21 protein-coding genes are annotated in these 20,187 nt (G+C 71.6%); 10 read left to right on the top strand and 11 right to left on the bottom strand.

All coding sequences use genetic code 11. The annotated features are described in order from the left end of the window. Nucleotides 1-20: 20 nt before the first annotated feature. The 3 genes from ACIF83_RS31515 to ACIF83_RS31505 all read right to left on the bottom strand — a co-directional run bounded on the left by ACIF83_RS31515 (nucleotide 21) and on the right by ACIF83_RS31505 (nucleotide 2,473). Nucleotides 21-893: a YhjD/YihY/BrkB family envelope integrity protein gene (locus tag ACIF83_RS31515; protein WP_393482511.1), complete on the bottom strand. Its 873-nt coding sequence runs from the start codon at nucleotides 891-893 to the stop codon at nucleotides 21-23. Nucleotides 894-1,072: 179 nt separating this feature from the next. Then, a complete protein-coding gene (locus tag ACIF83_RS31510; RefSeq protein WP_393482508.1) occupies nucleotides 1,073-1,252 on the bottom strand; it encodes a hypothetical protein in 180 nt (59 codons plus the stop codon). A gap of 345 nt (nucleotides 1,253-1,597) precedes the next feature. Further along, entirely contained in the window at nucleotides 1,598-2,473 is an 876-nt protein-coding gene (locus ACIF83_RS31505; protein ID WP_399732004.1) for an undecaprenyl-diphosphate phosphatase, read from the bottom strand. Nucleotides 2,474-2,729: 256 nt separating this feature from the next. On the opposite strand from ACIF83_RS31505, the gene ACIF83_RS31500 reads away from it, so the two are divergent. From ACIF83_RS31500 to ACIF83_RS31490, 3 genes are read left to right on the top strand one after another with little or no spacing between them, the layout of a single operon-like run. Beyond that, a complete protein-coding gene (locus ACIF83_RS31500; RefSeq protein ID WP_399732001.1) occupies nucleotides 2,730-3,878 on the top strand; it encodes a Gfo/Idh/MocA family protein in 1,149 nt (382 codons plus the stop codon). Further along, nucleotides 3,875-4,804 (top strand): PmoA family protein, encoded by a 930-nt coding sequence (locus tag ACIF83_RS31495; RefSeq protein WP_399731999.1) that lies wholly within the window; start codon nucleotides 3,875-3,877, stop codon nucleotides 4,802-4,804. The genes ACIF83_RS31500 and ACIF83_RS31495 overlap by 4 nt, the downstream gene beginning before the upstream one ends. Then, nucleotides 4,798-5,520, top strand: coding sequence for a cupin domain-containing protein (locus tag ACIF83_RS31490; protein ID WP_399731996.1), 723 nt, complete (start codon nucleotides 4,798-4,800; stop codon nucleotides 5,518-5,520). Before ACIF83_RS31495 ends, ACIF83_RS31490 begins: the two co-directional genes overlap by 7 nt. A gap of 29 nt (nucleotides 5,521-5,549) precedes the next feature. Here ACIF83_RS31490 and ACIF83_RS31485 read toward each other — a convergent pair whose 3' ends face one another. Further along, the gene (locus tag ACIF83_RS31485; protein ID WP_399731994.1) at nucleotides 5,550-6,416 is read right to left on the bottom strand and encodes a GyrI-like domain-containing protein; all 867 of its coding nucleotides are present in this window, start codon (nucleotides 6,414-6,416) and stop codon (nucleotides 5,550-5,552) included. A gap of 109 nt (nucleotides 6,417-6,525) precedes the next feature. Beyond that, nucleotides 6,526-6,996 (bottom strand): winged helix-turn-helix transcriptional regulator, encoded by a 471-nt coding sequence (locus ACIF83_RS31480; RefSeq protein WP_399731991.1) that lies wholly within the window; start codon nucleotides 6,994-6,996, stop codon nucleotides 6,526-6,528. Nucleotides 6,997-7,112: 116 nt separating this feature from the next. On the opposite strand from ACIF83_RS31480, the gene ACIF83_RS31475 reads away from it, so the two are divergent. Further along, nucleotides 7,113-8,282 carry a thiolase family protein gene (locus ACIF83_RS31475; RefSeq protein ID WP_393482488.1) on the top strand — a complete coding sequence of 390 codons (1,170 nt, stop codon included), beginning with the start codon at nucleotides 7,113-7,115 and terminating at the stop codon, nucleotides 8,280-8,282. A 26-nt stretch (nucleotides 8,283-8,308) separates the two neighbouring features. Here the strand turns inward: ACIF83_RS31475 and ACIF83_RS31470 are convergent, their stop codons facing one another. From ACIF83_RS31470 to ACIF83_RS31460, 3 genes are all read right to left on the bottom strand, one after another. Then, nucleotides 8,309-9,085 carry a TVP38/TMEM64 family protein gene (locus ACIF83_RS31470; protein WP_399731988.1) on the bottom strand — a complete coding sequence of 259 codons (777 nt, stop codon included), beginning with the start codon at nucleotides 9,083-9,085 and terminating at the stop codon, nucleotides 8,309-8,311. An 85-nt stretch (nucleotides 9,086-9,170) separates the two neighbouring features. Then, complete coding sequence (locus tag ACIF83_RS31465) at nucleotides 9,171-9,635, bottom strand: NUDIX hydrolase (protein ID WP_399731985.1); 465 nt, start codon at nucleotides 9,633-9,635, stop codon at nucleotides 9,171-9,173. Nucleotides 9,636-9,676: 41 nt separating this feature from the next. Further along, a complete protein-coding gene (locus ACIF83_RS31460; RefSeq protein ID WP_393482479.1) occupies nucleotides 9,677-9,946 on the bottom strand; it encodes an ArsR/SmtB family transcription factor in 270 nt (89 codons plus the stop codon). 99 nt (nucleotides 9,947-10,045) lie between these two features. Here ACIF83_RS31460 and ACIF83_RS31455 point away from each other — a divergent pair, with 99 nt between their 5' ends. The 3 genes from ACIF83_RS31455 (at nucleotide 10,046) to ACIF83_RS31445 (ending at nucleotide 13,174) form a co-directional block, all read left to right on the top strand. Beyond that, nucleotides 10,046-10,765, top strand: coding sequence for a DNA alkylation repair protein (locus ACIF83_RS31455; protein ID WP_399731981.1), 720 nt, complete (start codon nucleotides 10,046-10,048; stop codon nucleotides 10,763-10,765). Between the two features lie 282 nt (nucleotides 10,766-11,047). Continuing rightward, entirely contained in the window at nucleotides 11,048-12,220 is a 1,173-nt protein-coding gene (tuf, locus tag ACIF83_RS31450; RefSeq protein ID WP_386579744.1) for an elongation factor Tu, read from the top strand. 108 nt (nucleotides 12,221-12,328) lie between these two features. Beyond that, complete coding sequence (locus tag ACIF83_RS31445) at nucleotides 12,329-13,174, top strand: spermidine synthase (protein WP_393482473.1); 846 nt, start codon at nucleotides 12,329-12,331, stop codon at nucleotides 13,172-13,174. Here ACIF83_RS31445 and ACIF83_RS31440 read toward each other — a convergent pair. Further along, nucleotides 13,136-14,428 (bottom strand): MFS transporter, encoded by a 1,293-nt coding sequence (locus ACIF83_RS31440; protein ID WP_399731978.1) that lies wholly within the window; start codon nucleotides 14,426-14,428, stop codon nucleotides 13,136-13,138. The two genes, ACIF83_RS31445 and ACIF83_RS31440, sit on opposite strands and share 39 nt — an antisense overlap. Nucleotides 14,429-14,617: 189 nt before the next feature. Between ACIF83_RS31440 and ACIF83_RS31435 the strand changes: the two genes are divergently transcribed. Then, nucleotides 14,618-14,953, top strand: coding sequence for a hypothetical protein (locus ACIF83_RS31435; protein WP_393482466.1), 336 nt, complete (start codon nucleotides 14,618-14,620; stop codon nucleotides 14,951-14,953). Nucleotides 14,954-15,008: 55 nt separating this feature from the next. On the opposite strand, the gene ACIF83_RS31430 is transcribed toward ACIF83_RS31435, so the two are convergent. Then, on the bottom strand, nucleotides 15,009-16,016 hold the full coding sequence (locus tag ACIF83_RS31430; RefSeq protein ID WP_399731973.1) for a hypothetical protein: 1,008 nt from the start codon (nucleotides 16,014-16,016) through the stop codon (nucleotides 15,009-15,011). A gap of 130 nt (nucleotides 16,017-16,146) precedes the next feature. Here ACIF83_RS31430 and ACIF83_RS31425 point away from each other — a divergent pair, with 130 nt between their 5' ends. Further along, nucleotides 16,147-16,584 carry a DUF4442 domain-containing protein gene (locus ACIF83_RS31425; protein ID WP_393482661.1) on the top strand — a complete coding sequence of 146 codons (438 nt, stop codon included), beginning with the start codon at nucleotides 16,147-16,149 and terminating at the stop codon, nucleotides 16,582-16,584. A gap of 108 nt (nucleotides 16,585-16,692) precedes the next feature. Here the strand turns inward: ACIF83_RS31425 and galU are convergent, their stop codons facing one another. Then, entirely contained in the window at nucleotides 16,693-17,655 is a 963-nt protein-coding gene (galU, locus tag ACIF83_RS31420; RefSeq protein ID WP_393482460.1) for a UTP--glucose-1-phosphate uridylyltransferase GalU, read from the bottom strand. 394 nt (nucleotides 17,656-18,049) lie between these two features. Here galU and ACIF83_RS31415 point away from each other — a divergent pair, with 394 nt between their 5' ends. Next, nucleotides 18,050-19,960 carry an RICIN domain-containing protein gene (locus ACIF83_RS31415; protein WP_399731967.1) on the top strand — a complete coding sequence of 637 codons (1,911 nt, stop codon included), beginning with the start codon at nucleotides 18,050-18,052 and terminating at the stop codon, nucleotides 19,958-19,960. The last annotated feature ends 227 nt before the right edge of the window (nucleotides 19,961-20,187 follow it).

The raw sequence follows: 20,187 nt of genomic DNA, 5'->3' as shown, positions 1-20,187 counted from the left end.
GGCCGGCCCGGTCCTGGCCGCTAGCGGTCCCCGCCCTTGGCCCGCCGATGAGCGACCTGCTTCCGTACCGTGCGCCACTGTGAGCGCGTCTGCTCGACCACGCTGTCCCACTGCCGGCGGACCTCGTGGTCGGAGGGACGGTGGCCCTCGCGGATCCGGCTGAGCTCTTCTCGTACCTCTCGCCCCAGTGCGGCCGATGCGACGAGCATGAGCATGGCGGCGAACAGGGCCGAGAGCAGCGCGAAGACGGCACCGACCACCCCGTAGCGTGCGGCGTACGAGTTGAAGAGGTGCGGCAGGTAGAGGGCCGTGCCCACGGAGTAGGCCACCGTCAGAACGGCTGCGGTGACGCCGAAGGGGATCAGATCGGGCCACGCGATCCGCTTCGCCGACAGGATCCAGCCACTCCATACGAGGAACACGGCGGTCACCGGTGCCTCGCACAGCGCGGTCGTCAGACCCAGTCCGTGCCCGCCGACGAGCGCGGAGAGCCACCCGATGATCAACGCGTAGCCGCCGAGGGTCAGGATCCACCACAGGCCGTTGCGTGAGTTGCGCACGCTGAGGGGCGTCAGTTCCCACGTCTGTTCGAAGAGTCGCTGCGAGGCTCGCGCAAAACTCAGCGCCGAGATCGTCAGGAACACCAGCCCGAAGATGCCGGCGCTCGTGCTGCTGCCCTCGGCCGGGGAGAAGAGGGAGTCGACCGCCTCGGCGCCTGCCCCGGTGAGGTGGTAGCGCTGGATGATCCGCTGTCCGGGGTCGTAGTGGACGACGTTGCCGAGGACGGCGCTGCTGAGGATGGCGAGCGGAACCAGCGCGGTGAGAGCGCTGGAGGCCAGGGCCATCGAGCGGTCGAATCCGACGATCTTCTGGAACCGGTTGATGACCCGCAACGCGAAGGCGGGGCGCAGCCAGAACGTCAGTGTCCTGACGAGACGCTCGCGATTGATCCTCGCCGTCCTGCCCTCCGTGAAGATCGAAACTGGTGTGGCGGCGCGAGCCTAGAGGACGGTCACCGGGGCGGTGGGGAACGACACGGCTGTGCACCCGAAGGGCCAGGGGCGAGTGGCGCTCAGGCCGCCTCGATGATCTCTCCGCGGATGGCCGCCGCCCACTCGACCACCAACAGCTCGTACTCCGCGCGCTCCTGGGCCGACAGGGTGCCGCCCGCACGCAGCCACAGCGCCCGGATCTGCTCGTTCACCTCGGCAGCAGACCGCACGGAACCAGGGGGCAGGGAATCGGGGGACATGCGGACAAGCGTAGGGGCAAGCACTGACACTGCGCTACCGCACAGCTACTCAGAAGGTATGGGGTTGGTCACCGGCCGGCACGCCCGCGTTCGCGGTCGCGCCAGCCCAGAAGGCATATGCCCCGCCGGGCCGTCGAGCGGAAGAAGTCACGGGTGACGGTGAACCGGCCCTCCGGATACGCCTGTTCGTCCCCCGCGCGACCACCGGATCCGCAGGCCGTGGCCGCTTCGGGCGAGTGGGCCGGCAGGTTGGAGCCGGCCCGTTCGGGTCCGCGCCGTCCAGTGCGCGGGAGATGTCCGAAACGACGGTGGACGCAACGGAGTTGGGGTGGAGCGACGGGTTCGTCAGCTCGCCGATTCCGCCGCGTGGGGGCTCAGGGCGCCCGCCGTCACCAGTGCGATGATGACGATGCCGAGGGCGATGCGGTACCAGACGAAGGGCATGAAGCTCTTGTTGGAGATCCACTTCATGAACCAGGCGATCACCGCGTAACCCGACGCGAACGCGATCACCGTCGCGAACAGGGTCGGGCCCCAGTCGACATCGCCGCTGCCCACCGAGTCCTTCACCTCGAACAGCCCGGACGCCAGCACCGCCGGGATGGCCAGCAGGAAGGAGTAACGGGCCGCCGCCTCGCGCCTGTAGCCCATGAACAGGCCGCCGCTGATGGTCGCTCCGGAGCGGGAGACGCCTGGGACGAGGGCGCACGCCTGACAGAGGCCGAAGATCAGGCCGTCCTTGACGCCGAGGTTCTCCAGCGTCTTGCGCTGCTTGGGCGCGCGGTGCCGTCCCCCGGTCTCGTCACGGGCCGCCAGGCGGTCGGCGATGCCGATCACCACGCCGACGACGATGAGCATCGTCGCCGTGATCCGCAGATCGCGGAACGGCCCCTCGATCTGGTCCTTGAGCGTCACACCGAGCACACCGATCGGGATCGAGCCGACGATCACCAGCCAGCCCATCTGCGCGTCGTGGTCGTGTCGCATCGCCTTGTCGAACAGCGACCGGAACCAGGCCGAGACGATCCGCCCGATGTCCTTGCGGAAGTAGATCAGGACCGCCGCCTCCGTGCCGATCTGGGTGATCGCGGTGAAGGCCGCCCCGGGGTCCTTCCAGCCCGAGAAGGCCGCGGTCAGCCGCAGATGCGCGCTGGAGGAGACGGGCAGGAACTCGGTCAGCCCCTGGACGAGTCCGAGGACGAGGGATTCAAACCAAGACATGAAGGTGCGACGTCCAAGTGCTGATGGGATACATGGTGATCATGTGACCAGGGCAGCGTATCGGGCTCCCGGGACCGCAGGGGAACAGGGGTTCGCCGCCCGCCCGCGGTGAGCGGCGGGACACAAAGGTTCACAGGCGGCACCGGGTGTTGACCGGCCCCGGCGCCTCCGCTTACGTTGCAGCGCAGGAGAAAGCGCTTGCTGCGCCCGCCGCACCGCGCCCGCCGCCGTACCCGGAGGAGTGCTGAACCCGCCCATGCCTCGCTCGACATCCCCCTTCGCCGGCCGGCGCATCCGGGCCGCCGTCATCGGCACCGGCTCCATCGGGCGCGGATCGCATCTGCCCGCGCTCGCCCGACTCGTCGAGGAGGGCGAGACGGAGGTCGTGGCCGCCGTCGACATCGACAAGGACGCCGTGGAGGCGCTCTGCGCCGAGGCCGGTATCCCGCACGCCTACACAGACCTCGACCTGATGCTCGCCGAGCAGCGGCCCGACCTGGTCACCATCGGCACCCCGCCCACGCTGCACCGCGCACAGACGGTGGCCGCGCTGCGCGCCGGGGCCTGGGTGTGGTGCGAGAAGCCCCCGGTGCCCTCGCTCGCCGACTTCGACGCGATCGAGGCGGAGGAGGGCACCGACGGCGGGCCGTACGCGTCGATCGTCTTCCAGCACCGCTTCGGCTCCGGATCCCGGCATGTGCGGCAGTTGCTCGCCGAGCGGGCGATGGGGCGCCCGCTGGTGGCCCACTGCCAGACCACGTGGTATCGGGACACCGCCTACTACGCCGTGCCCTGGCGGGGGCGCTGGCACACCGAGGGAGGCGGCCCGGCCATGGGGCACGGCATCCACCAGATGGATCTGCTGCTCGACCTGCTCGGGCCGTGGAGCGAGGTGCGGGCCATGGCCGGCCGGCTGGTGCACGACGTGGAGACCGAGGACGTCTCCACCGCACTCGTCCGCTTCGAGAACGGTGCGCTGGCAACCGTGGTCAACAGCGTGCTCAGCCCCGACGAGGTCAGCCGCATCCGCATCGACTGCGAACGCGCCACCGTCGAACTGACCCACCTCTACGGGCACGGCAACGGCAACTGGCGCATCACCCCGGCTCCCGACGTGCCGTCCGAACGGGTCGCTGTCTGGCGGGACTTCGGGCCCGACGTGCCCAGCTCGCACCTCGCGCAGCTGCGGGAGCTGGTCGCGAGCATGCGCGCGGGGGAGCGGCCGCGCAGCAGCGGGGCGGACGGGCGCACCAGCCTGGAGCTGATCACCGCGCTGTACAAGTCGGCGTTCACCGACACGACCGTACGCCGCGGCCGGATCGGCCCCGGCGACCCGTACTACACGGCCCTGCACGGCGACGCGCCCGGCTGGGCGCCCGAGGCGGCCGAGGAGGTCCGGGCATGAGCGGCGGCCTGCGCCTCGTCCACGCCCACGGCGACCGGATCACGGTGACCGAACCGCTCACCGGCGTGGAGCTGTTCGCCTACGTCTACCGTCCGGAGGCGGCCTGGGAGGCGCCGAAGCCGTACCTCCATCCGGTGCGGACCCTGGCGGGTGACGTCGTCACCGACTACCGGCCCAACGACCACCGCTGGCACAAGGGCCTGTCCCTGACGGCCTCGCATCTGTCCGGGGCGAACCTGTGGGGCGGCAACACGTACGTCCACGGGGAGGGCTATCTCGAACTCCCGGAGCGGGTCGGCTCGATGGCGCACGTCGGCTTCGACGACATCGTCGCGGACGAGAACCGGGCCGTCATCGCCGAGCGGCTGACCTGGCACCCGCACGGCGGCGAGCTGTGGGCCGAGGAGGTCCGCCGCGTCGAGGTGCACGACGTCGACCCGGCCTGCGGCTCCTGGGCGCTGACCTGGTCGTCCGCGGTGACCAACCGCCGCGAGGAGCCCCTCCGCTTCGGCAGTCCGACCACCGCCGGACGCGAGATGGCCGGCTACACCGGCCTGTTCTGGCGCGGCCCGCGCGCCTTCCGTGAGGGCCGGATCATCGGCCCCGACGGGGAGGGGCCGGAGCTGATGGGCACACAGGGCCCCTGGCTGGCCCTGTCCGGCGAGCACGACGGCACCGACGGCCATGCCACCGTGGTCTTCGCGCACGCCCCGGAGAACGACCACTCCGGCGCCGGGGGCGCTCACCCCGCCCACTGGTTCGTCCGCAACGACCCCTTCGCGGGCATCGCCCCGTCCTGGGCCTTTCACCAGGAGCTGGAGCTGGCCCCCGGCGACACCCTCACCCGCCGCTACCGCGTCGTCGTCGCCGACGGCGCCTGGGAGCGGGAGGAGATCGCCAAGTACCTGGAGACGCACCCGTGGTGAGCGGGTACGGCGGGCTGCCCGGCGGGGTCGCCGTCTCGCGCCTGTGCGTCTACGACTGGCCCGCCGCCGACGGCCTGCACGGCGGAACCCCCCATCTGCACCTGGCCTGTTCGGAGGGGTACGTGGTCACGGGCGGTACCGGTTCCGTCCAGACGCTGACGTCTTCCGGGTACCAGGTCACGCCCCTGGCGGCGGGCACGGTCGCCTGGTTCACGCCGGGCACCATCCACCGGCTGGTCAACGAGGGCGACCTGCGCATCACCGTCCTGATGCAGAACAGCGGCCTGCCGGAGGCCGGCGACGCGGTGCTCACCCTGCCCCCGCGCTACCTGACCGACCCGGACACGTACGCCGCCGCCACCGTGATCCCGGCCGGCGCGCCGGAGGAGGAACGGGAGCGCCTCGCCCGCGCCCGCCGAGACCTGGCCCTGGAGGGCTACCGCGCCCTGTGCGAGGCCACCGGCCCCGAGCCGTTGGCCGCCTTCCACCGGGCCGCCGCAGCCCTCGTACGGCCCCGGCTGGCGGAGTGGCGCGAGCGGTGGCGGCACGGGGCACTCGCGGCCGCCGAGACCACCGGGGACCACCTGGCCCGCCTCGAACGCGGCGACGTCTCCCACTTCGCCGATGCCGCCGTACGGGCCGAACAGCCCTGGGAGGAAGGGAGGTTCGGGATGTGCGGGCGGCTGGACGTGTACCGGTCGGAGGCGATGTCGTAGGGCGGCCCCGGGCCGTCGCGCGCTGTCGGTCAGACCGCAGTCCGCTCCACGGGGATCCACAGCTCCGCATCCGCCTGTGTGGCGTCCTGCGACAGCCGGGTCCGCAGAATCTCCGGTCCGGGCCGGCTCCGGTAGGGATTGGACGGGAACCACTGCGTGAACACGTCCCGCCAGAGGTACTGGAGCGCCTGCGGGAACGGCCCGGAGCTCTGGAAGACGGCCCACATCCCGGCCGGCACGGTGAGCGCGTCCAGGTCCTGGGGGACGGCGGCGCGGGTCACCACCCCGTGGTAGTAGTCGAGTTCGGTCCCCTCCGCCCGACTCGGGTCGAGGTTCTCACTCACCCCTACGATCCCCTGCGGCTCCTGGTCGGACAGACTCTGAATGCGCTGCAGCGTCTCCTGCCTGATGCCCCGGATGAAGTCGGCAATGGCAGGGTTCACCCCCTCGTGCACGAGGGGGACGCGCGCCTTCCTGCCGACCACTCGGAACTCGTCCTTCTCCACGACGCGGTATCGCATACTGCTGCTCCCTTCGACGGTGAGTCGGAAGGACAGCCGTGGCTGGGACTGCAGACTCGCACCGGACCGTCTGGCCTCGCCGGGACCGACGCCGTGCATGACGCGGAACGCCCGCGCGAACGCCTCCCCCGACGTGTAGCCGTACCGCACCGCGATCTCCAGCAGCGTCCGATCCCCGGCCAGCACCTCGGCACCCGCGACCGTGAGCCGCCTGCGCCGGATGTACTCCGACAGCGGCATCCCCGCCAGCGCGGAGAACAGCCGCCGCAAGTGGTACTCCGACGTCACGACGATCCGTGCGAGGTCGGCCCCCTCGATCCGCCGATCGAGGTGGCACTCGATGTGCTCCATGGCCTGGTTCAGTCGCTCCAGCACCCCGGCCTCCTTCCCTTTCGATCACTCACGTTAGGAAGGACTCACCCTGCCGGACCCGACATCCTGTGCCCGATCCGGTCGGGTGCGGCAAACGACCGGCGAACACGGCCTAGACGGTGGTCGGGCCGGTGACCGTCCAGCCCGGGGCCTGCGGGTGGGCCGTCAGGTCTTCGTGGCGGACGGGCTTGCCGCAGGCCCGGCAGGTGACCTGGGGGACCAGTTCGTTGCCGCAGCTGTGCTCGATGACCATGGGGAGGTCGGCTCCCTTGCGCAGGTGGCGGTCGCCCCACTCCTTGAGGGTCATCAAGACCGGCTCCAGCTCCAGCCCGGCCGGCGTGGGCCGGTACTCGAAGCGCTGCGGGCGCTCGCTGTAGGCGCGCTTGGTGAGGATCCCCGCGTCCACGAGCCGGCGCAGCCGGGTGGCCAGGATGTCGCGCGGGGCGCCGATGTTGCGCACGAGCTGGTCGAAGCGGCCGTTGCCCAGACACACCTCGCGCAGGACCAGCAGGGAGTACTTCTCGCCGACCAGGGCGAGGGCGTCGGCGATGGAGCAGGGGCGCGGGTCTTTCGTGGCGGCCATGGTGGCCAGTCTAGAGGAGGGTTTGATTTTCAAACCTATGGAGCTATCGTGAGTTTGAATTTCCTACTCACTGGTAGCTCCCTACGGGTAGCCAGGCGGCCAAGGAGGCCCGCACCATGCGAGACGCAGTCATCGTCGAAGCCGTACGCACCCCCATCGGCAAGGGCAAGCCGAACGGCTCCCTCGCCCACGTCCACCCCGTGCAGCTCCTCGCGCACACCCTGCGCACCCTGGTCGAGCGCTCCGGTGTCGACCCGGCGCTGATCGACGACGTCATCGGCGGCACCGTCGACCAGGTCGGCGAGCAGGCCATGAACACCACCCGCTACGCCGTCCTCGCGGCCGGATTCCCGGAGACGGTCCCGGCGACCACGGTGGACCGGCAGTGCGGCTCCTCCCAGCAGGCCGTGCACTTCGCCGCGCAGGGCGTCATCTCGGGCGCCTACGACCTCGTCGTCGCCTGCGGCGTGGAGTCGATGAGCCGGGTGCCGATGTGGTCCAACGTGCCGGCCGGCAAGGACCCCTTCGGTCCGGGCGTGGCCGAGCGCTACCCGGAGGGCCTGGTCCCGCAGGGCATCAGCGCGGAACTCATCGCCGCCAAGTGGTCCCTCACCCGCGCGCGGATGGACGAGTTCGCGGTCTCCTCGCACCACAAGGCCGCCGCCGCTTGGGAGGCCGGGCTGTTCGACGCCGAGGTCGCGCCGCTGGAGGGCGTCACCCGCGACGAGTGCGTACGGCCCGGCAGCACCCCGGAGATCCTCGGCGGCCTCAAGCCCGCCTACTACGACCCCGGCTTCGCCGAGCGCTTCCCGCAGATCGAGTGGAACGTCACCGCGGGCAACGCGAGCCCCGTCAACGACGGCGCCTCCGCCGTGCTGATCACCTCCAGCGAGACCGCGGCCCGCCTCGGCCTGCGCCCGATCGCCCGCCTGCACAGCTTCGCCGTCACCGGCTCCGACCCGCTGCTGATGCTCACCGGTGTCATCCCGGCGACGGAGAAGGTGCTGCGCCGGGCCTCGCTGGGTCTGGCCGACATCGACCTGTTCGAGATCAACGAGGCCTTCTCCAGCGTGGTCCTCTCCTGGCAGCAGGAGACCGGCGCCGACCTCGCCAAGGTCAACGTCAACGGCGGCGCCATCGCCCTCGGCCACCCGCTGGGCGCCAGCGGCACCCGCCTGACCACCACCCTGGTCCACGCCATGCGCGAACGCGGCGCGCGCTACGCCCTGCAGACCATGTGCGAGGCGGGCGGGCTCGCCAACGCGATGATCCTGGAAGGCGTTTGAAGGATCACTGGCTGATCACTGGCTGATCACCGGTCGCGCAGGTGGTGGCGCTTGCGCCAGGCCACCACCGTGCCCGCGAGCGCCGGTACGGCGATGGAGGCCATCGCGATCAGGAAGGCGGGCGAGGTCGGCGCCGAGGCGCGGGCGCCGGCGACCGCGTAGGCGGCCGTGTTCGGGATCGAGCCGAGCGCCGTGGCCAGCAGGAACGGCAGCCAGCCCATCCGGGACACGGCGGCACAGTAGTTCGCCGCCCAGAACGGCACACCCGGGAAGAGCCGCGCCGCCAGCATCGAACGGAACCCGTGCCGACTGAGCTGCCCGTCGGCTGCCTTCAGCCAGCGGCCACGCAGCAACGGCCGCAGGGCGTCCTGCCCCAGCAGCCGGCCGAGCCCGAAGGAGACCCCGGCGCCGAGCACCGTGCCGGTCAGCGCCGTCGCCAGCCCGAGCTGGGAGCCGAACAGTGCACCCGCCCCCAGGTTCAGCAGGGGGCGCGGCACGAACGCCACCGTGCACAGCCCGTACGCCACCGCGAACACGACGGCCGCCGCGGCCCCGCCCAGCTGCGGCGGCCAGCCGTGCGTCAGCAGCCGCTGCGGCTCGAACGCGAGCACGCAGGACGCGGCGCCCGCGAGCAGGGCGAGCAGCAGGGACAGCCGTGCGTACGGCGACAGCACCGCGCGCGTGCAGCGGGCGGCGAACCCCGTGCGAGGCAGGCGCGGGACGGGAACGGCCGCGGGGACGGCCTGCTCCACGGCGGCCCGGGGAGAGGCCGTGGCGGTGCCAGAGCGGTTGGCATCGAGCATCCGGCGACACTAACCGACGCATGCGTGTGATCGCCGTATGGTCCGTCTCATCACCGTCCCGTGCGCAGGGCGTGCCGGACAGGCTTCAGGTCCGCCAGGGGCCCTCCGGTACCAGTGCTTCGAGCACGGTCAGCAGCTGGGGTGGTTCGAGGCGGTCCGGGAGCGAGAGCAGGTCCGGCGCGGCGATCCAGGCGTGGGTGTCGAGGTTGATCTGTTCGTCGGGGAGCAGGCCGGTCCTTACGAGCGCCGGCTGTTCCTCGGTGAAACGGGCCAGGAAGAACTGCTCCGAGCCTGTGTGGCGCTTGCCGTTCCACCACACGTCCCGTTCGACGGGCACGGACCGGTCGGTGACCGCAGCCGGGTCCAGTCCGGTCTCCTCGGCCAGTTCCCGCCGTGCCGCCTCCAGCGGTGTCTCACCGGGGTCCATGCCGCCACCAGGCGGTTCCCACAACCATGTTCCGTCGAACGGGTCGCGCCAGCGCAGCAGGAGTACGCGGTGGGCGGCGTCCAGGCAGATGACCCGCGCTGCGGGCCGGTGCGTCGTCTCCACCGTCTCAATCTAGCCATGCGGCCAAGTGGTGTTCGAGGTCCCTACGCCGACAGCTGATCGCCCAAGGGGCTGCGCAGGTACAGGACGACGTGGCCGTGCCGGGCACGGGTGACCAGTCCGGCGCGGTGCAGGACGCCCAGGTGCTGGCTCACCGTGCCGGGGCTGACGCCCAGTCGGTGGGCCAGTCCGGTCGTGCTCGCGGGTTCCGCGAGGCGAGTTCCACGTTCGCCCAACTTCCCCCGTCCGACGTCGAACCGGCGATCGCACGACTGCGTGCGGACCTGGCCACGGGAGAGTGGCAGCGCCGCCACGCGGACCTGCTGAGCCGGGAGTCCATGGACTACGGCTACCGCCTGATCGTCGCGGGGCAGGACGGCCCGTGACCGTGTGATCGCCGTATCGTTCGTCCCATGACCGTCTCAGGTGCGGCCCCGCCGGACGTGCCGCCCAGCGCCCTCGCCGACGCCGTGCTGGAGCGGCTGACCGCCACCTACGCCGCCGCGGCCGATCCCGGCAGGGCCGCGGCGATGCGGGCGTACATGAAGGACGTGGCGCCCTTCCTCGGGATCCCGACCCCGGACCGGCGCACCCTGTCCCGCACCGTCCTGGCCGGCACACCCCGGCCGGACGAGGCGGACTGCACCGCGGTCGCCCTTCGCTGCTGGCTGCTGCCCGAGCGCGAGTACCACTACTTCGCCGTGGACTACCTGCGCCGCCACACGGCCCGCTGTACCTCCGCGTTCCTGCCTGTCGCCCGGTACCTCGTCACCACCGTCTCCTGGTGGGACACCGTCGATCTGCTCGCCGCGCACGTCGTCGGCGCCCTCGTGGCGGCCGACCCCGGGCTCACGGCCGACATGGACGCCTGGATCGCCGACGACAATCTCTGGGTGGCGCGTACGGCCCTGCTGCACCAGCTCCGCTACAAGGAACGCACCGACACCGACCGGCTGTTCGCCTACTGCCTGCTCCAGTCCGGCCACCCCGACTTCTTCGTCCGCAAGGCCATCGGCTGGTGCCTGCGCGAGTACGCCAAGACCGACGCCGAGGCCGTCCGCGGCTTCCTGGCGCGCGAGCGGAGCCGGTTCGCGCCGCTGACCGTGCGCGAGGCGCTGAAGAACATCTCCTGAGGGCCGTCGCTCCCGCCACCTCGACTCGCGTACCCCGAAAAACCATTCGACGCCGGACAAACCGTCGGCGATGATCGTCGACATGTTCCGGTACGCCTTCCTCCTCGCAGCATCCGCCGTCGCGGATGCGCCGAAGGCTGCCGTCCCGATCCTCACGGCCGCTGTCGACGGCGCCCGAAGCTGACCCTCTCCGGATTGTCCGGCGGACCCCGCAGGGGGAGGGTCGGCCACTCCTCGGGGTCCCCGCTCTTCCGCACGCCTGAGAGGCTTCGAGGTACAGCCATGTCCAAAACGGCATACGTGCGCACCAAGCCGCACCTGAACATCGGCACGATGGGCCACGTCGACCACGGCAAGACCACCCTGACCGCCGCCATCACCAAGGTCCTGGCCGAGCGCGGCACCGGCACCTTCGTCCCGTTCGACCGCATCGACCGGGCCCCGGAGGAGGCCGCCCGCGGCATCACCATCAACATCGCGCACGTCGAGTACGAGACCGACACCCGGCACTACGCCCACGTCGACATGCCGGGCCACGCCGACTACGTCAAGAACATGGTCACCGGCGCCGCGCAGCTCGACGGGGCGATCCTCGTCGTCTCCGCGCTCGACGGGATCATGCCGCAGACCGCCGAGCACGTGCTGCTCGCCCGGCAGGTGGGCGTCGACCACATCGTCGTCGCGCTCAACAAAGCCGACGCGGGCGACGAGGAGCTGACCGACCTGGTCGAGCTGGAGGTCCGCGACCTGCTCACCGCGCAGGGGTACCCGGGGGACGCCGTGCCCGTCGTACGGGTCTCCGGGCTGAAGGCCCTGGAGGGCGACCCGCGCTGGACGGCGTCGATCGAGGCGTTGCTCGACGCGGTCGACACCTACGTGCCGATGCCCGAGCGGTATCTGGACGCGCCCTTCCTGCTGCCGGTGGAGAACGTGCTCACCATCACCGGGCGGGGCACGGTCGTCACGGGCGCCGTGGAGCGGGGGACGCTCCGCCTGGGGGACCGGGTGTCGGTGCTCGGCGCCGACGTGGAGACCGTCGTCACCGGACTGGAGACCTTCGGCAAGCCGATGGAGGAGGCGCAGGCCGGGGACAACGTGGCCGTGCTGTTGCGCGGTGTGCCGCGGGACGCCGTGCGGCGGGGGCACGTGGTGGCCGCGCCGGGGAGTGTGGTGCCCAGTCGGCGGTTCTCGGCGCGGGTGTACGTGTTGTCCGGGCGCGAGGGCGGTCGTACGACTCCGGTGTCCACGGGGTACCGACCGCAGTTCTACATCCGTACGGCGGATGTGGTCGGGGACGTCGACCTCGGGGAGGTGGCGGTCGCGCGGCCCGGCGAGACGGTGGAGATGACCGTTGAGCTGGGGCGGGAGGTGCCGGTCGAGCCTGGGCTCGGGTTCGCCATCCGGGAGGGTGGCAGGACCGTCGGGGCCGGGACGGTCATCTCCGTGGCTCCGTAGCTCCGTAGGGGCTGAGGGGCGTGGGGGCTGCGCGGCACATCGATGCAGCCCCACGCCCCTCAGGCACTCACCGCACCGGTGTTCTCCGGTTCCGGAGACAATGGGTTCGTGAGTGAAGCCATACCTGTGACCCGGGCCGTCGATCACGGCACCGCCAAGCTGATGCCGGACGTCGATCGGGAGCGGGCGTGGCTGCTCACCGTCGACGGCGCCCCGCAGTCGTACGTCGATCTGGACGAGCCGACGTATCTGGAGTTCGAGTACGCGCGGCGGCTCGGGTACGTGCTGGACACCCTCGCCGAGGAAGGGCTCGGGCTGGACGTGGTGCACCTGGGCGGGGGAGCGCTCACGCTTCCCCGGTACCTCGCTGCCACCCGGCCCGGTTCCCGGCAGGACGTGGTCGAGGCCGACCGGGGGCTGCTGGAGCTGGTCGTCGAGCATCTGCCGCTCCCGGAGGGCTCGGGCGTCGCGCTGCACACCGCCGACGCCCGGGCCTGGCTCGAGGCCGCCTCGCACGATTCGGCCGACGTGCTGATCGCCGACGTGTTCGGCGGCTCACGCGTCCCGGCCCACCTCACCTCGCTCGCCTACGCCCGCGAGGCCGAGCGCGTGCTGCGGCCGGGCGGGGTCTATCTGGCCAACCTCGCCGACGCGGCGCCGTTCGGGTTCCTGCGTTCCCAACTGGCCAATCTCGCGGCCGTGTTCGAAGAGCTTGCGCTGATCGCCGAGCCGGGCGTGCTGCGCGGCCGGCGGTTCGGCAACGCGGTTCTCGTCGCCTCGCACCGGCCCCTCGACACGGCCGCCGTGGCCCGTCTCACCGCCGCCGACGTCTTCCCGGCCCGTGTCGAACACGGTCCGGCGCTGCGGGACTTCATCGGTGCCGCGCATCCGGTCGGCGACAGCGACGCCGTACCCTCACCCGAGCCCCCCGACGGGGCTTTCGGCATCGGCTGAGGGGATCGAAGGGGTTGTCGGCCGTGCGGCACGGCGGGTCAGGGTGCGGACGTCCGGGACCAGCAGGACCAGGGCGGTGACCAGGACGACCAGGCCCGCACAGCCCCACAGGGCGGCCGTGCGGCCGACGGCGGACTCGGTGGGGCCGGCCAGGGCTGTGGCGAGGGGTATGAGCGAGACCGAGCCGAACCAGTCGTAGGCGGAGACCCGGGAGAGCTTGTCCTCGGGGATCTCCTGGTGCAGCGCGGTCATCCAGGAGACGCCGAACACCTCCACCGTCGTACCCGCGACGAACATGACCACGTAGAGGACGCCCACCGGCACCGGCACGGCGAGGGCGGCCGAGGGCAGGGCCAGCGGGAAGACGCACAGGGTGCCGGCGAGGAGCAGACGGCGGGGTCGCCAGCGGGTCATCAGCAGGGCGCCGGCCACCGTGCCCGCGCCGAACGCGCCCAGCGCCAGGCCCCACGGGCCCGCCCCGCCCAGGCTGTCGCGGGCGACGAGCGGGCCGTACACCGCGTCGGCCGCGCCGACCACCGCGTTGGCGATGGAGAACTGGACGACGATGCCCCACAGCCAGGGGCGGCCGACGAACTCCCGCCAGCCCTCCCGGAGATCGGCCAGCATGCCCTCGCCGGGCATGCGCGGCGGGATGTGGCTGACGTCGAGCAGGGAGCGCAGAGCTCCCGCGACGGCGAAGGCCGCCGCGTCGAACGCGAGGACCCAGCCGGGGCCGACCGCCGCGACCAGCGCGCCGCCGAGCGCGGCGCCGCCGAGGGCCGCTCCCTGGGTGGCCATGCGGAAGAGGGCGAACGCGCGGCCCGCCTGCTCACCCTCCACGGAGGACATCAGCATGCCCTCGGCCGCCGGGCCGAAGAACGCCTGCCCGGTGCCGCCGAGCGCGGTGAGCAGCATCATCTGCCACAGCCGGGGCTCGCCGGCCAGCACGAGCAACGCGAAGGCGGCTTGGGAGAGGCAGTTGAGGGCGTTGGCGGCGACCATCACCCGGTGCCGGGGCAGCCGGTCCGCGAGCGCGCCGCCGATGAGCAGGAACACCACCAGCGGCAGGGTGCGGGAGGCAGCCACCAGTCCCACGTCGCCGCCGTCGCCGCCCGCGTCCAGCACGGCGAACGCGGCGGCGATGAGCGAGCCGCCCGCGCCGAGGCCGGTCACGACCGCCGCGGCGGTCAGCAACGAGTAGTTGCGGCCCGCCCAGGCGGGTCTGGGCGGGTGGCGGGGGACGACTGGCTTCACCGGGTGACTATCGCTCGCGTGACTCGCGGTTTCAAACCGGTTTCCGGCGGCGTCGGCGATCCGGCCAACTCGCCGTGCATGGCGCGTCTTTGACTCTGGCGGAGGAGCTTTTTAAGATGATCAAGTCATGTCCATGACTATTTGTCATGGTGATGGCCTAATTGCTTCGAAAGAGAAGAAAGGACCTTCATGCGCAAGCATGCTGCAGCCCTGATCGCCACGGCTGCGCTCATCGGTGCCGCCGTGCCCGCCGTTGTCGCGGCGCCCGCCTCGGCCTCGACGATCAGCTGTCGGCCAGCCGCCCACCGCTACGTCGTGACCAAGGACGAGGCCGCCATCCACAAGACGCCGAGCGGCCGTGGCAAGGTGATCGGCCACGCGGCCAAGGGCCACCACGTGATATCCCACTACGAGTGCACCAATAGCAGCACCTGGGAGTGCATCAAGGACTGCCAGGTCTCCGACGACGGCACGCCGACGCTGTACGGCCACTGGATCTACCGCGGCTACCTGGGCGAGGGCTGAGGCTCCACGGTGTTCCGGCCCGCCGCGCCGCGGTGGGCCGGAACACCCTGCGGGCTCAGTCGGACGTCGGGGTTCCGTGCAGCCGGATCGTGCTGAGGATCTTCAGGACGGTCGCCTTGGGGATCTCACCCTTCGTACCCGTGGCCCCGTAGAAGTTGAACGACACATAGTCGTCGGCGGCGTTCTTGAAGCCGAACGTGAGCGCCTTGCCGTCGGTCACGCACTTGCCCTTGCGGGGCGTGTGAGTCGACTGGGCCCACGCGTAGCTGCCCTTCACACCCGAAGCGGACGTGAAGGGGGTGGGCTTCTTGTCCCACGAGATGCTCTTCTTGTCCGGCATCGTGTAGCCGCCGTAGACCCACCAGGGCGGTGTGTTGATCGCGATCTCGTCCGCGTTCTTCGCGCCGCTGGCGCCCTTGGAGCCCACGACCGCCAGCGGGGTGTCCTCGGTGCGGCCGTCCTTGTCGTCGTCGGACGTGCACCACTTGGACTGGTACTCGGCGAGGCCCGACATGGTGATGCCCTTGTCCTTCTCGGACTTCGGGAAGTCGAAGCCGACCGCGAGACCGGTGGCCTGGACCTCCCAGTCCGACGGCACGTCGAAGGCGACACCCCACTTGGGGTTCACCACGACCTTCCAGCCGGCGATCGTCGGCTTCTCGGTCTCGTTGCCGCGCGGGTCGTCGTCCGTCGACGGGGACGCGCTCGACCCGGAGGGCGACGACGTGGCCGGGCTGCTCGGCTTGTCGGCCACGTCCTTCTTGTCCTTGTCGCCCAGGACCAGGAACGCGGTCACACCGGCGGCCACCACCACGGCCGCGGCCGCCACGATCGCGACGACCTTCGTCCGGTTCCCGCCGCCACCACCGCCACCGCCGCCCGGTGAGGGCTGCGGGACACCAGCGGGTGCCGGAGCCCCCCACTGCGGCTGCTGCGCATAGGGGCTGGGCTGTTGGTAGCCGGGCTGCTGGTACGGATTCGGTTGCTGGTAACCCGGCTGCTGATACGGGTTGTTCTGCGGGTTCTGCTCGCCCCCGGGCGGCTGCTGCTGTCCTGGCCACATGGGGGCCCACCCTAGCGGCGCCAGGGACACGATTCGGTCACTACCCCTCGCCAGGGCTGTAGCGAAGCGGAATCCTCTCTGGCCAGCGGCTGCTACTCGTGAGTAACATGGCGCCATGAGCGCAGACCAGATGTCGATCGGCGACATGCTCGCCGCCACCGTGCCGATGGCCCGGACGCTGAACCTGGAGTTCCTGGAGACTTCTCCGGAGCAGGCCGTGGTGTCCCTGCCGGACCAGGGTGACTACCACAACCACGTGGGTGGGCCGCACGCCGGTGCGATGTTCACGCTCGGGGAGTCGGCCAGCGGGGCCATCGTGCTGGCCGCGTTCGGCGACCAGCTCTCGCGCGCCGTGCCGCTCGCCGTGCGGGCCGAGATCGCCTACAAGAAGCTGGCGATGGGTGCCGTCACCGCGACCGCGAAGCTGGGCCGCCCGGCCGCCGAGGTCGTGGCCGAGCTGGACGCGGGGCAGCGCCCCGAGTTCCCGGTGACGATCGAGATCCGCCGCGCGGACGGCGCGGTCACGGGCGAGATGCAGGTGGTGTGGACGCTGCGGCCCAACAACTAGGACTGACGCGGGACTTGTAGGGCTTGTCGGGCCTGTGGGGTCTGCGGGACTCGCAGGTCTTCCAGGTTCGGGGGAGGGGTCCGGGCGGATCCCTCCCCTCGCGTTGTCTCAGGCCGCCCGGCGCTCCTTGCGGATGTCGGCCGCGTCGGCCTCGCCGTCCTCCAGCCCTGCCACGAACTCCCGGAGCCAGCCCCTGAATTCGGGGCCCAGGTCCGGCCGGGCGCAGGCCAGGCGGACCACCGTGCGGAGATAGTCCGCCTTGTCGCCGGTGTCGTAGCGCAGGCCGTCGAACACGACCCCGTGCACCGTGCCGCCCGCGGCCAGGTCCTGGAGGGCGTCCGTCAGCTGGATCTCGCCGCCGCGGCCCGGCGGGGTGCGTTCCAGGACGTCGAAGACGGCGGGGTCGAGGACGTAGCGGCCGATGACCGCGTAGCGGCTCGGCGCCTTCTCGGGTGACGGCTTCTCGATGAGGCCGGTGACGTGTACGACTCCCTCCTCGCCGGTGGGTTCCACCGCCGCGCAGCCGTAGAGTTGCATCTGCGCCGGGTCGACCTCCATCAGCGCGACCACGGTGCCCGCGTACCGGTCGCGGACGTCCAGCATGCGGCTGAGCAGGGTTTCGCGCGGGTCGATCAGGTCGTCGCCGAGCAGGACGGCGAAGGGCTGGTTCCCGACGTGGTGGCGGGCGCACAGCACGGCGTGGCCGAGGCCGAGCGGGTCGCCCTGGCGGATGTGGTGGATGTCGGCCAGCCGCGCGGGATCGCGTACGGCGTCCAGGCGCACGGTGTCGCCCTTGGCTGCCAGGGCCTGCTCCAGCTCGAAGGCGCTGTCGAAGTGGTCCTCGATGGCGCGCTTGTGCCGCCCGGTGACCATCAGGATGTCGTCGAGACCGGCCGCCGCGGCCTCCTCCACGACGTACTGGATGGCCGGCTTGTCGACGACGGGGAGCATCTCCTTCGGCGTCGCCTTGGTAGCGGGCAGGAACCGGGTGCCGAGCCCGGCGGCCGGGACGACCGCCTTGCGTACCGGGCGGGTGGAGGCGGGGGTCGCTGTGGAGTGGGGGGCGATCATGCGGCCATGCTCGGCCGCGAGGATGAGAGCGCGCCGAGAAGAACATGGGAACCGGCTGTGGGTGTCCGCCGAGGGGGCAGGCGGGGAGTTGGAGATTTCGTGTGCCATCCCGCTTTCCATGCACACAAGTTGACCGCTGTGCAACCGCAGCCTCGGAGAGGTGTGTGGATACCGCCGGTAACTGCCGTGCATTTCCCCGACTTTGAAGCCGAGTCATTCGAACTTCTTGTTTCCTGTGAGGCTCGTGTGCGAAGGTGAGCCCTCCTGTGAGAGGGGTAAAGGTCGCAACCGAACGGCAAGGCCGGGCCCCTCAGGTATGCACCAATCAGGCACTGCTTTCCGACGGGGCGCCATTTCGGATGCCGCCCTGCGGCTGGAAAGGAAATGGTGTTCCGTGCAGTCCCCCTACCCCCCACGCCCGCCGTTCCCGCCCCGCCCCGGTTCGCTGCCGGGGGAGTCCGACCGCGATCTCGTCGCCCTTCTGGGCGGCCCCGGCGACGGCCGCCATCACGCCGTCGCCCTGCTCCTGGCCCGGCACTGGCGGGCCACCCGCGACTACGCGATCGTCTGCCTGGCCGCCGCCGGGCCCACGGCACAACTGGTGGCGGCCGCCGCCTTCCAGCAGGTACTCGGCCGGCTCGCGAGCGGGGCGGCCGGTGGTGCCCTGCGTCCGCAGCTGCTGGTGGCCGTCCGTGAGACCGTCCGCAGCTGGGCCGCCGACGAGGGCGCCTGCGTGGTCATGCCGGAACTGCGTAAAACCACCGGTGGCCGTGGTCTACGCGCGACAATGCCCGGCACGCCCGAAAGGCGACAGCTCGCAGAACGCGCATTCCAGGCCTTGCCCGCCGCCTCCCAATGCCTTCTGTGGCATACCGAGGTCGAGGCGGAGCCCATAAACATACCCGCTGGTCTGTCGGGGGTCGACACGGTCACCGCCGCGACCGCCCTGGAGCAGGCTCGCGAGCAATTCCGGGCGGGCTGTGTACGCGCCCACCGCGAACTCGCACCCTCCAGGGAATGCCGCTTCCACAACCGCCTCCTGGACGTCCCCATTCGTCGCGGCGGCTCCCTGCTCCCGGATGTGCAGGCGCATCTGGCCGTCTGCCGCCACTGTCGCCACGCCGCCGAACAGCTCAGCCATTTCGAGGGCGGCCTGGAAGTCCTGCTCGCCGAGACCGTGCTCGGCTGGGGCGCCCGCCGCTATCTCGGCTCCCGGCCTGGCCGCGGCGCCCTGGAGGAGGAGTCGCCCACGCCGCACGCGCCGGCCCCGGCGCCGGGCGGCCGACACCGCACGGTTCCCGACGGCAGGCGTCGCGCGGTGCCCGAGGGCAGGCGTCGTACGGCCCTGGCGGTGGGCGTCGGTCTCACCTCGCTCGCCCTGCTGGCCACGGTGCTCGTGGTCAAGGGCTGGTCCGATGACAACGGTGTCCCGGGACCCGGGGCCACCTGGGGTGCCCCGGTGGGCAGTTCGGCCCACCCCGGCGCCGACAGCGAGCGGTCCTCCGCGGTCTCCTCGTCCGCCGCCTCGGCCGGCGATCCCGTCGAGGTCGCCCACGGCAGGCTGCGCAGCCTGGCCTCCGGGCTCTGTCTGGACGCGAGAGGGGGAAACGCCGAGACGGGGGCGGGCGCCCTGCTGGCTGAGTGTTCGTCCGCCGGGTCGCAGCAGTGGTCGTACCAGGACGACGGACTGCTGCGCAGCGCCGCCGATCCCACGCTCTGCCTGACCGCCGACCCGGGGACGCGGGGCGTCGTGTTGTCCGGCTGTGTCGTGCACGCCGGAGAGGTGTCGTACGACATCACGGTCCGGGGCGAAGTCCTGCTCCGCCGGCCCGAGGGCCTCGCCCTCGCCCCGGACTCCGGGGACTCCCCGACCCGGGTGGTGGTCGCGGCCCGCGACGGCTCGAAGGGGCAGCGGTGGGTCCTTGAGGCGGGGGTACGGGCCGGGGTGGGACCGGGTGCGCCGCCGCGGCGACACACGCCGCCGGACGCGCCTGACCCCGGGTGGACCGAACCCTCGAAGGGGGCCGCCGGACAGCCGCCCGGGCGGTCGGCCGAGGACGCCCCGCGTGAGGATCGCGGGCAGGGGCAGGGGCAGGGGCAGGGGCAGGGGCAGGGGCAGGGGCAGGGCCAGGAGCAGCAGCCGACCGGGCCGGGGTACGAGACCCGGATCGCCCAGGTCGGCGCCCACGATGATCCCGGCGCGGCGGAATCCGTCCCTCCCACGGACCCGGTGCGCCGGCTCGTCTCCCCGATCGCGGGCACCCTCGTCTCCGCGCCGACGACGGTCGGCTCGCTGCTCGGCTGACATCGGAGGGTCATCCCGGACACGTGGTGGCCCTCGCCCGCCGTCCCCCGGCCGATTCGCCGCCCGGCTCGGGTGCGTACCGGGATCGAGCCACCGGGCGGAAGTCATGCGGAATTTACAGAAACCGATCCCGTGTCCTGTGCCGTTGCCCCCCGGCGAGTCCACGCTGAATATGCCCGGCGCTTTGACGGGCTTGTGGGGGTGTGCCGAGAGGGCCGGCACGGCCG

The organism is Streptomyces sp. NPDC085866 (genome assembly GCF_044541035.1).
Classification (GTDB): Bacteria; Actinomycetota; Actinomycetes; order Streptomycetales; family Streptomycetaceae; genus Streptomyces.
Note: the sequence above shows the minus strand (reverse complement) of the source record. Positions and strands in the feature narration are given on the sequence as shown.

Excerpts from the sequence above, each read along its gene's own strand:
- ACIF83_RS31510 (WP_393482508.1), bottom strand. The coding sequence starts at position 1,252 with ATGTCCCCCGATTCCCTGCCCCCTGGTTCCGTGCGGTCTGCTGCCGAG.
- ACIF83_RS31505 (WP_399732004.1), bottom strand. The coding sequence starts at position 2,473 with ATGTCTTGGTTTGAATCCCTCGTCCTCGGACTCGTCCAGGGGCTGACC.
- ACIF83_RS31500 (WP_399732001.1), top strand. The coding sequence starts at position 2,730 with ATGCCTCGCTCGACATCCCCCTTCGCCGGCCGGCGCATCCGGGCCGCC.
- ACIF83_RS31495 (WP_399731999.1), top strand. The coding sequence starts at position 3,875 with ATGAGCGGCGGCCTGCGCCTCGTCCACGCCCACGGCGACCGGATCACG.
- ACIF83_RS31480 (WP_399731991.1), bottom strand. The coding sequence starts at position 6,996 with ATGGCCGCCACGAAAGACCCGCGCCCCTGCTCCATCGCCGACGCCCTC.
- ACIF83_RS31475 (WP_393482488.1), top strand. The coding sequence starts at position 7,113 with ATGCGAGACGCAGTCATCGTCGAAGCCGTACGCACCCCCATCGGCAAG.
- ACIF83_RS31470 (WP_399731988.1), bottom strand. The coding sequence starts at position 9,085 with ATGCTCGATGCCAACCGCTCTGGCACCGCCACGGCCTCTCCCCGGGCC.
- ACIF83_RS31455 (WP_399731981.1), top strand. The coding sequence starts at position 10,046 with ATGACCGTCTCAGGTGCGGCCCCGCCGGACGTGCCGCCCAGCGCCCTC.
- tuf (WP_386579744.1), top strand. The coding sequence starts at position 11,048 with ATGTCCAAAACGGCATACGTGCGCACCAAGCCGCACCTGAACATCGGC.
- ACIF83_RS31435 (WP_393482466.1), top strand. The coding sequence starts at position 14,618 with ATGCGCAAGCATGCTGCAGCCCTGATCGCCACGGCTGCGCTCATCGGT.
- ACIF83_RS31430 (WP_399731973.1), bottom strand. The coding sequence starts at position 16,016 with ATGTGGCCAGGACAGCAGCAGCCGCCCGGGGGCGAGCAGAACCCGCAG.
- ACIF83_RS31425 (WP_393482661.1), top strand. The coding sequence starts at position 16,147 with ATGTCGATCGGCGACATGCTCGCCGCCACCGTGCCGATGGCCCGGACG.
- galU (WP_393482460.1), bottom strand. The coding sequence starts at position 17,655 with ATGATCGCCCCCCACTCCACAGCGACCCCCGCCTCCACCCGCCCGGTA.